The sequence below is a fragment of the Escherichia albertii NBRC 107761 = DSM 17582 genome, from assembly GCF_000759775.1.
Lineage (GTDB): Bacteria > Pseudomonadota > Gammaproteobacteria > Enterobacterales > Enterobacteriaceae > Escherichia > Escherichia albertii.
The window spans coordinates 21,002-31,018 of record NZ_BBMY01000048.1 but is presented as its reverse complement, the minus strand read 5'-3'; the positions used below and the strand labels follow the sequence as shown (position 1 = coordinate 31,018).

The 10,017-nt window shown below is 49.6% G+C and carries 10 protein-coding genes; 3 read left to right on the top strand and 7 right to left on the bottom strand.

The genetic code is table 11. The features are described 5' to 3' along the window. On the bottom strand, positions 1–626 hold a 626-nt coding region (locus EA14781_RS10705; RefSeq protein ID WP_000631895.1), incomplete at its 3' end, for a glutathione S-transferase GstB. 243 nt (positions 627–869) lie between these two features. Here EA14781_RS10705 and dacC point away from each other — a divergent pair. Continuing rightward, positions 870–2,072 (top strand): serine-type D-Ala-D-Ala carboxypeptidase, encoded by a 1,203-nt coding sequence (gene dacC, locus EA14781_RS10700; RefSeq protein WP_024164614.1) that lies wholly within the window; start codon positions 870–872, stop codon positions 2,070–2,072. Between the two features lie 44 nt (positions 2,073–2,116). Here the strand turns inward: dacC and deoR are convergent, their stop codons facing one another. Both deoR and ybjG read right to left on the bottom strand, forming a co-directional pair. Next, complete coding sequence (gene deoR / locus EA14781_RS10695; RefSeq protein ID WP_000450108.1) at positions 2,117–2,878, bottom strand: DNA-binding transcriptional repressor DeoR; 762 nt, start codon at positions 2,876–2,878, stop codon at positions 2,117–2,119. A 57-nt stretch (positions 2,879–2,935) separates the two neighbouring features. After that, positions 2,936–3,532: an undecaprenyl-diphosphate phosphatase gene (gene ybjG / locus EA14781_RS10690; protein ID WP_000892318.1), complete on the bottom strand. Its 597-nt coding sequence runs from the start codon at positions 3,530–3,532 to the stop codon at positions 2,936–2,938. Positions 3,533–3,816: 284 nt separating this feature from the next. On the opposite strand from ybjG, the gene mdfA reads away from it, so the two are divergent. Continuing rightward, positions 3,817–5,049 carry a multidrug efflux MFS transporter MdfA gene (gene mdfA / locus EA14781_RS10685; protein ID WP_001181216.1) on the top strand — a complete coding sequence of 411 codons (1,233 nt, stop codon included), beginning with the start codon at positions 3,817–3,819 and terminating at the stop codon, positions 5,047–5,049. Positions 5,050–5,088: 39 nt separating this feature from the next. On the opposite strand, the gene ybjH is transcribed toward mdfA, so the two are convergent. From ybjH to EA14781_RS10670, 3 genes are all read right to left on the bottom strand, one after another. After that, positions 5,089–5,373, bottom strand: a complete 285-nt coding sequence (gene ybjH / locus EA14781_RS10680; RefSeq protein WP_000605490.1) for a protein YbjH — start codon at positions 5,371–5,373, stop codon at positions 5,089–5,091. Positions 5,374–5,457: 84 nt separating this feature from the next. Then, on the bottom strand, positions 5,458–6,273 hold the full coding sequence (locus EA14781_RS10675; RefSeq protein WP_002430166.1) for a Cof-type HAD-IIB family hydrolase: 816 nt from the start codon (positions 6,271–6,273) through the stop codon (positions 5,458–5,460). Next, positions 6,273–7,481 carry an MFS transporter gene (locus EA14781_RS10670; protein WP_000126401.1) on the bottom strand — a complete coding sequence of 403 codons (1,209 nt, stop codon included), beginning with the start codon at positions 7,479–7,481 and terminating at the stop codon, positions 6,273–6,275. The genes EA14781_RS10675 and EA14781_RS10670 overlap by 1 nt, the downstream gene beginning before the upstream one ends. Positions 7,482–7,563: 82 nt before the next feature. On the opposite strand from EA14781_RS10670, the gene EA14781_RS10665 reads away from it, so the two are divergent. Continuing rightward, the gene (locus tag EA14781_RS10665; protein WP_001250451.1) at positions 7,564–8,139 is read left to right on the top strand and encodes a TetR/AcrR family transcriptional regulator; all 576 of its coding nucleotides are present in this window, start codon (positions 7,564–7,566) and stop codon (positions 8,137–8,139) included. Between the two features lie 135 nt (positions 8,140–8,274). Here the strand turns inward: EA14781_RS10665 and EA14781_RS10660 are convergent, their stop codons facing one another. Next, positions 8,275–9,960: an aspartate:alanine antiporter gene (locus EA14781_RS10660; RefSeq protein ID WP_001024864.1), complete on the bottom strand. Its 1,686-nt coding sequence runs from the start codon at positions 9,958–9,960 to the stop codon at positions 8,275–8,277. Between the last annotated feature and the right edge of the window lie 57 nt (positions 9,961–10,017).

Here is a 10,017-nt window from a genome sequence, read left to right as displayed (position 1 = left end):
TAGCTAACGGGGATCATTACGACTTTACGCACCGCAGGGCGCTCGGTGAGTTGCTGATACCAGCGTTCCAGATTTGGACGCGGTGTCCAGGTCAGTCCAACGTTGAGCAAATTGTAGATAAACGGCGCAATGGCAATATCACCTACCCCAAATTCATCGCCAGAGAACCATTTCACTTTTGCCAGTTCTGCATCAAGAAGAGCAAACAATGCATCGCACTCTTTGTAACTGGCATCGATGGCGGCTTGATCACGCTTTTCAGGTGGCGTTCTGACTAATCCCATCAGGATCCCGCGATGGGCATTGCTGAGCGTCTGGTTTGCCCAGTCCATCCACTTTTCGGCTTCTGCGCGACGAGCCGGTGAGTCGATCCACAAACGTTTTTGCCCGTACTGTGCCGCAAGGTAACGGACAATCGCGTTTGATTCCCAAAGAATTAAATCACTTTCGTCATCACGCAACAGCGGCACCAGTCCGTTGGGATTCATTGCCAGAAAATCGGCATCGTGGTTAACCCCAAACTCACGACCGGCCAGAATTTGTTCATAAGGCAGTTCCAGTTCTTCGAGCGTTAACAATACCTTTTTCACGTTAGTCGAGTTATTCCTACCCCACAGCGTAATCATAGTCCCCCCTTTTATACAGGCAGCCACAGGCTGAGCAGGACTTTGATGGTGAAGTAAAGTTAACTTTTAAGCAACAGCTGGCAAAAAATGACGGCAGAAGCAGCGAAGCGGCAGGATATTGCATAAACTTTAAAAACTTTACCAACTTACGGTTTCTTTAAGTTTGTGTGTGCGTTATTAATCACCGGACTTATCATACGGCGATATAACGTATTTTTTTGAATGGATACTCGGGTGGCATTTATGACGCAATACTCCTCTTTCCTTCGTGGTCTTGCAGCGGGTTCTGCACTTTTATTCCTTTTTGCCCCAACGGCATTCGCGGCGGAGCAGACCGTTGAAGCGCCGAGCGTGGATGCGCGTGCATGGATTTTAATGGATTACGCCAGCGGTAAAGTGCTGGCGGAAGGCAATGCGGATGAGAAGCTGGATCCCGCGAGCCTGACTAAAATCATGACCAGTTATGTGGTTGGACAGGCACTGAAAGCCGATAAGATTAAACTCACCGATATGGTGACGATCGGAAAAGATGCCTGGGCGACAGGAAATCCGGCGCTTCGCGGCTCGTCGGTGATGTTCCTCAAGCCAGGCGATCAGGTTTCTGTTGCTGATTTGAATAAAGGCGTAATCATCCAGTCCGGTAACGATGCTTGTATTGCGCTGGCTGATTATGTCGCGGGCAGCCAGGAATCATTTATTGGATTGATGAATGGTTATGCGAAAAAACTGGGGCTGACAAACACCACTTTCCAGACGGTGCACGGGCTGGATGCGCCGGGACAATTCAGCACCGCGCGCGATATGGCATTGCTGGGTAAAGCGTTGATCCACGATGTGCCGGAAGAATACGCCATTCATAAAGAAAAAGAGTTCACTTTCAACAAAATTCGTCAGCCTAACCGCAACCGCCTGTTGTGGAGCAGCAATCTCAATGTTGATGGTATGAAGACCGGTACTACGGCTGGCGCTGGCTATAATCTGGTCGCTTCGGCTACCCAGGGTGATATGCGTCTTATCTCGGTGGTGCTGGGGGCGAAAACTGACCGTATCCGTTTTAATGAGTCCGAGAAATTGCTGACCTGGGGCTTTCGCTTCTTTGAAACCGTGACGCCGATTAAACCTGATGCCACTTTTGTAACCCAGCGTGTCTGGTTTGGTGATAAGAGCGAAGTGAATCTCGGTGCTGGCGAAGGGGGATCCGTGACGATTCCGCGCGGACAACTGAAAAACTTAAAAGCCAGTTACACGCTAACGGAACCACAGCTCACAGCGCCGCTGAAAAAAGGTCAGGTTGTCGGGACCATTGATTTCCAGCTTAACGGCAAATCCATTGAGCAACGTCCGCTGATCGTGATGGAAAATGTGGAAGAGGGCGGATTCTTTGGTCGGATATGGGACTTTGTGATGATGAAATTTCATCAATGGTTCGGCAGCTGGTTCTCTTAATCTTCAGGTAACCGGATGACGCGTTAACGTCATCCGGTCATGTATTATGAGTACATCAACTTAATACGCTGTGCTTGCGCGTACTTCACATATTCATCTTCCGGGCAGCAATCGCTAACGACGATATCAAAGCGCTTCAGGTCCCCCATGCGTGCCGGACGAACTTTGCCAAATTTACTGTGATCGACAACCAGGACATGCTTTTGCGCCATCGACATCGCCCAGTGTTTTACCGGCAACTCTTCCAGGTTAAAACAGGTTGCCCCTTTACTGATATGCACTCCGGCAGCGGAATAAAAAGCGATATCCGGGCAGAAATTATTCAGGGTTAGCTGAAAATCGATCGGTTTGAAGATAGCGTTGCTGGCGTGGAATTCTCCGCCGCAAAGAAACGCCCGGCAATGAGGTTTCTCTTTCAGAGCCAGAAAGGTATTGAGTGAGTAACAAATCGCCGTGAATGGCGTTTCATCATCTATTGCTTCAATAATCCATGGCGTGGTGGTTCCACAATCAAAAAAGAGAGTCTGATCGGGCTCTACCAGCGTTGCAGCCAGTTTTGCCGCCCGACGTTTTTCTTCCACCAGGCGAGATTTTTGATCGCTTAACAGATAATGGCTGGCGCTGCGCGGTTCCAGAACGATATAACCACCGAGTAAAACGACAGGCGCGTTGTGGTTATTCAAGTCACGACGAATTGTCATTTCCGAAACCCCGAGCAGGGCGGCGGCGTCCTTAAGGTGTAACTTATCGCTGCGTTTTAATTCCTGGAGCAAGTGCCCGATACGCTCTTCGCGACGTGTTTCCATAATCCCTCTGAATAGTTATTAAAGCGAGCCGCGTAATACTACACTTTTTACTATAAATCAGTCACGCACCCAGCCTTTGCGGATTGGTAAAGCAAAGCAGAAACGATACCACGATTGCAGATGCTGGTAGAGTGTTAACCCCGCCGCCTGCCAGATAATCTGGGCGCTAAGGCAGCCAATCATACCTGCCAGCAAACCACCGAGCATGTCCAGAGGCCAGTGTACGCCAAGATAAATTCGCGACCAGGCAATAATTATCGCCAGAACCATCAAGACTGCGCCAGACCACAGGCGATGCCAGCATAGAAACGCCAGCGCGAAGGTGAAAATCACCGTACCGTGATCGCTGGGGAAAGAGTCATCCGCCGCATGATGTAAGAAGTTATAGCCGATATTCTCGGCAAATGGACGGTCGTGGGGAAACAGGTGACCCATTGTCCAGGAAACAAACAGGCTGACTGCCAGCGCGATGGCGATTTTTATCACCAGTTGTCGTTGAGCCGTAAGTCCCCACAGCCAAAGTACCACAGCCAGTAGCGGCACCACGGTAATCAAATCTTTAGCGATAAAAATCGCCAACGAGATCATCCACGGGGCCGAGTCTGGCGTCGCGTTAATAAGAGAGAATAGAGAAAGATTCAAATTTTCTAACATAACATCCAGACTTAAAAAGTGATTAATGGGGAGCCATCAGCTAACCGACGAGGATAAAGCGCGCGTTAAACAGGGTAAAGCGGCATTGTCTTATTTCTCTCAAACAGACTGGCTTGCAGCAGGTGATGGTAACGCGAAGAAATTAAATAAAGCTTAAAGAAAGAGTGGCTATATCAGGAATAATGTAAGAATGTGCTTAACTGGAGTTTCAGGTTCAAAATTTGCTTTCTCGGTAGCCGCGCTTTTATTAAACTTTTCGCGATTATTATTGGCGAAGAAATTGCATGCAAAATAGATTAGCTTCCGGTGCCAGGCTTGGGCGTCAGGCGTTACTTTTCCCTCTCTGTCTGGTGCTCTACGAATTCTCAACCTATATCGGCAACGATATGATTCAACCCGGTATGCTGGCCGTGGTGGAACAGTATCGGGCGGGTATTGATTGGGTCCCGACGTCGATGACCGCCTATCTGGCTGGTGGGATGTTTTTACAGTGGCTGTTAGGGCCGTTATCGGATCGTATTGGTCGCCGTCCGGTAATGCTGGCGGGCGTGGCGTGGTTTATTGTCACCTGTCTGGCGATATTACTGGCGCAAAATATTGAACAATTTACGGTACTGCGATTCTTGCAGGGCATTAGCCTCTGTTTTATTGGCGCTGTGGGTTATGCCGCGATTCAGGAATCTTTTGAAGAGGCGGTTTGCATCAAAATAACCGCGCTAATGGCGAATGTGGCGCTAATTGCTCCGCTACTCGGCCCGTTGGTGGGAGCAGCGTGGATCCATATGTTGCCCTGGGAAGGGATGTTTGTCCTGTTTGCGGTGCTGGCGGCGATCTCTTTCTTCGGTCTGCAACGTGCTATGCCGGAAACGGCGACGCGTATTGGTGAGAAACTGTCGCTGAAAGATCTTGGCCGTGACTACAAGCTGGTGCTGAAGAACGGTCGTTTTGTTGCCGGGGCTTTGGCGCTGGGATTTGTCAGCCTGCCGTTGCTGGCGTGGATTGCCCAGTCACCGATTATCATCATCACCGGCGAACAACTGAGCAGTTATGAATATGGTTTGCTGCAAGTGCCTATTTTTGGCGCGTTAATTGCGGGTAATTTGCTGCTGGCGCGTCTGACTTCACGCCGCACCGTTCGTTCATTGATCATCATGGGAGGCTGGCCGATTCTGATTGGTCTGGTTGTCGCTGCTGCGGCAACGGTCATCTCATCGCATGCATATTTATGGATGACGGCAGGGCTAAGTATTTATGCTTTCGGTATTGGCCTGGCGAATGCGGGATTAGTGCGTTTAACGTTGTTTGCCAGTGAAATGAGTAAAGGCACCGTCTCGGCGGCAATGGGCATGTTGCAAATGCTGATTTTCACCGTGGGCATTGAGATCAGTAAGCACGCGTATCTGAACGGCGGCAACGGTCTGTTTAATCTCTTTAATCTTGCCAACGGGATTTTGTGGCTATTGTTGATGGTTATCTTTTTGAAAGATAAACGGGTCGGAAATTCACGCGAAGGATAAAAAATGCCTGAGTGCGCAGAGTACTCAGGCATTTACGCATTAATGGTGATGGTCGTCGATCTGATGTTCGATAACCATCCCTTCGCCTACGCTGGCGAGGTGGCGAACATATGGATGTGGACGGTAAGCCGGAGCTGGCGTAGGGGCCACATATACTGTTTGCGGCACGGTGGTGACGCTGACGGCTTGCGGCACATTAACGGAGTCAGGAACCACGACCACTTTGTATCCGCCTGGCACATCGACGGTGACACTTTGCGCCATTGCTGCACCAGTAAAGCTCAAAAGAAATACGCCCAACAGTAGACAATTCTTCATAATCATTTCGCCTGAAATAATCCAGAGGGTTAATTTCTGCGAATTATGCGACCTTCATTCGGGCATTGTGTTGCCGGGCGTGCTGCCGTTTTATTGATTAAATGGCGCTTCGTGTTTAAGAACTTTATCGATCACGTCCAGTACGCCTTCGTGGTTATTAGACCCTGCGCGGTATTTTGCCGCTGCAACTACGGCACTGCCGGCATTTTCCATTGCAAAGCTATAGCCGGCCTGGCGCAACATCTCTATATCGTTGCCGCCATCGCCAAAGACCACCACTTCGCTGTCGTCAATTCCCCAGAGCTTTTGGAGTTGACGCAGGCCATTGGCTTTATGTACGCCAGGAATAATCAGATCGATACTACCGTTGCCGGTATGTACCGGCACCATAATATCGCCAATCGAATCATGTAATTCTTTTTGTACTTGTGGAATTAGTTCGTCGGAGAGATTCAGGCCAAATTTAAAGAAGATATCTTCCAGATTGTCAAAGTTATCGACGTATTCCAGTCGGTGATAATACATCTCTGCTACGGCTTTCATTTCGTCGTTATACTTTTTCAGGGTATAGGCGCTATTTTTACCGCAGGCGATGATTTCAACCTCCGGGCGCGTCAGCAAATGTTTAACAATAGTGGTAAATGCCTCCTTAGACAGCTCGCCATTAAAAACATCTTTGCCTTCGCTCACTACCCAACCGCCATTTTCTGCCACAAAAGCAATTTCATCAGCAATGTCGGGAAAGAAAGAAATTAGCTGATAATATTGATTACCACTGGCGACCACAAAGCGGATACCTTGTGCTTTCATCTGCTGATACTGAGCCATAAACCGCTCACGGTTATAGCTTTTTTGATCGCTTAAGAAAGTACCGTCCATGTCTACTGCAATTAATTTAATGCCCATCAACTATTCTCCATCGCAGTTTGCGTTTTTATATCGGGTTTGGCGACAGCCCTGGCAATGATTGCCGCGAGTATGACCAGCGCCAGCACAACCAGCATTGCGCTACGTAATCCATAATGTTCGCCGAGATAGCCCAGCAGCGGCGGCCCGACGAGGAACGCCAGATAACCGGTCGTTGCCACCACGCTGACACGGGTTGGCGCATCGGGGCCGGTATCGCTGGCAGCCGAAATAGTCAGAGGGAAGCCCAGCGACGCGCCCAGTCCCCAGAGAACAACGGAAACTCCGGCCACCCATGCGCTATCGACAAAAATAATCAGCCCGATCCCCAACGCTCCCATCAATGCACTGGCGCGCACAACGGCAACGCGACTGTAGCGGTCAATAAACCAACCACCGGTAAAGCGTCCTGCGGTCATCCCTAGTGTGAAACCGGCGTAAATCAGTGAGCCGGAAGTAGGGCTAAAGCCGTGACCATCGACCATGAGTAATGGTAGCCAGTCGTTGGCGGAACCTTCGGCAAAGGCCATTGCCAGCACTATGACACCAATCAATAACAACTGAATGTCGCGATAAAAAGGCACGCCTTTTTCACCATGTTGTGCGCCATCGGCAGCATTTTTTCCCGTACCATCGGGTATTGCCTGAATAGCGATATAAATAGGCGTGATGCCAACCACCGCCGCCAGCAAAATGTGAATTGTTGCCGGAACACCGAAGGCCGTCAGCGCCATCCCTACACCAGCGCCTGCCAGCGTGCCCAGGCTATAAAAGCCATGCATCATTGGCAAAACTGTTTTATTCATTTCGCGCTCAACGGTGGCGCCTTCAACGTTTATCGCCACTTCTGCGGAACCAAAACTGGCCCCAAAGACGCCAAGACCAACGGCAAAGAGTACGGGCGATATCAACCAGAGCGCCAGACTTAATATCATCATCCCGAGCAGAGCGCAGGACATCGTGACCAGGATGACGTTACGCGTTCCAAAACGTTTCACTAACCACGCCGAGCAGAGAATACCGCTCATCGAACCGATCGACAGACCAAAGAGGACACAACCCATCTCAGCGATAGATACAGAAAGAATATCTCGAATTGCGGGTGTACGGGTTGCCCAGGAAGCCATTAATAGTCCGGGTAAAAAGAAGAACATAAACAGCGCCCACATACGGCGTTTTAGTGCTTTGCGTGAAGAATTTGCTGTCATAGCTCACGTCAAAAAAGAGAAGGGAAGACAACATTAGCAAGGTTGTGTACATTTGTACACAATTGCAAAGAGAGGAAATGACATGCGTCGCGCTAACGATCCCCAACGGCGAGAGAAAATCATCCGGGCTACTCTTGAAGCCGTAAAACTGTACGGTATACATGCTGTTACGCATCGCAAAATTGCCGTTCTGGCTCAGGTTCCGTTAGGGTCGATGACTTACTATTTTTCGGGAATCGACGAACTTTTGCTGGAAGCATTCAGTCGTTTTACGCAGACCATGTCCCTGCAATATCAGACTTTTTTTGATGATGTTAGTGATGCTTCCAGCGCTTGCCAGGCCATAACAGAGATGATCTACAGCTCGCAGGTGGCAACCCCGAATAATATGGAGCTGATGTATCAACTCTACGCTCTGGCCAGTCGGAAACCGCAATTAAAAACGGTCATGCAAAACTGGATGCAACGTAGTCAGCAAACCCTCGAACAATGGTTTGAACCAGGAACAGCCCGGGCGCTTGATGCGTTTATTGAGGGGATGACGCTGCATTTTGTTACTGACTGTAAGCCGCTATCGCGCGAGGAGATTTTGAAGATGGTGGAGCGGGTCGCGGGACTGGAGACAAATTTCAGGCAACAAAAAACCCATCAACCTTGAACCTAAATGGCGGGGTTGATGGGCTCCACAAAATGGGGACATCAAAGAAAAGCAGTGGCACTAATTAAGACTGATGCCCCGAAGAAAAGTTCTGCGCTTGTGCAAAAAAATTTCATTCTCAGGGCAACTTCAGGTTTATCCGAGTCCTGGCCACACCATTACAATGATTGTCCCTGCCAGCGTCAGTAGCACGTTAGCTATTGCATAGGTACCTGCATAGCCCAGCGCCGGGATATTACTGCGCGCAGTATCGCTGATAATCTCCATTGCCGGAGCGCAAGTACGTGCTCCCATCATTGCGCCGAATAACAGCGCACGGTTCATACGCAGTACGTAAGCACCGAACAGGAAGCAGATAACCACTGGCACCAGACTGACAATCAATCCGGCAATCAGCATTTGACCGCCAATTGCGCCAAGACCGTTATTGATGCCGCTACCGGCGCTTAAACCAACGCCTGCCATAAACACCATCAAACCGAACTCTTTCACCATGCTTAAGGCACCCTGCGGAATATAGCCGAAGGTAGGATGGTTGGCGCGCATAAAGCCCAGCATAATACCGGCAAATAACAATCCGGCAGCATTACCCATACCAAAGCTAAATGTACTGAACTGGAAAGTGATCATCCCAATCATCAGACCAATGACAAAGAATGCGCAGAATGCCAGCAAATCGGTAACCTGGCTGTGAATTGAGATAAAGCCAATGCGATCGGCGATGGTTTTCACGCGGCGGGCATCACCACTGACTTGCAACACGTCACCTTTATTAAGCACCACGTTGTCATCGATTGGCATCTCTATCTGGCTGCGGATGACGCGGTTAAGGAAGCAACCGTGATCGGTCAATTTCAATTGCGCCAGACGTTTACCAACGGCGTTATGGTTTTTAACTACTACCTCTTCAGTGACGATACGCATATCGAGAAGGTCACGATCAAAAACTTCTTTACCGTTACGGAAGCTGGGATCGAGTCGGGCATGAGCGTCAGGGTAACCGACCAACGCAATTTCATCCCCCATTTGCAGCACGGCATCGCCATCCGGGTTCGCCAGAATCCCATTACGGCGGATACGCTCGATATAGCAACCCGTTTGCCGATAGATGCCCAGTTCTCGCAGATTTTTGCCGTCGGTCCATGCAACCAGTTCCGGGCCGACGCGGTAGGCGCGGATGACAGGTAAATAGACTTTACGGCTGGCGTCGGTGTCCAGACCTCGTTCACGGGCGATCTGTTGAGCACTGGTCTGCAAGTCCTGATGCTGCAACTTCGGTAAATAACGCGCGCCGACAATCAGACTGACCAGACCAATTAAATAGGTTAACGCATATCCGAGGCTAAGATTATCCAGTGCCAGAGAGAGCTGCCTGCTTTCCATACCAGAATGGCGTAACGTATCGCCGGCACCAACCAGAACTGGTGTTGAAGTCATGGAGCCAGCTAACATCCCGGCTGTCAGGCCGATGTCCCAGCCAAACAGCTTACCCAGCCCTAAGGCGATCAGCAGCGCACTGCCGACCATTACCAGGGCTAACATTAGATAATTTTTCCCATCGCGAAAAAAAATGGAAAAAAAGTTGGGTCCGGCTTCGACCCCGACGCAGAAAATAAACAGCATAAAACCAAGATTCAGTGCGTCGGTGTTAATGCTGAAATGTTGTTGGCCTAATAACAGCGATACGACCAAAACGCCAATGGAATTACCCAGTTGGATTGAGCCAAGTCGTAATTTCCCGAGACACAGCCCAAGCGCGAGGACCACAAATAATAACAGAATGTAATTCCCATTTAACAATTCGGCGACGTTTATATTCACGGAGACTAACTTCTTGTTTACGAGTAAGCTGTTGAAAGAAATGGTAATTTACGATAA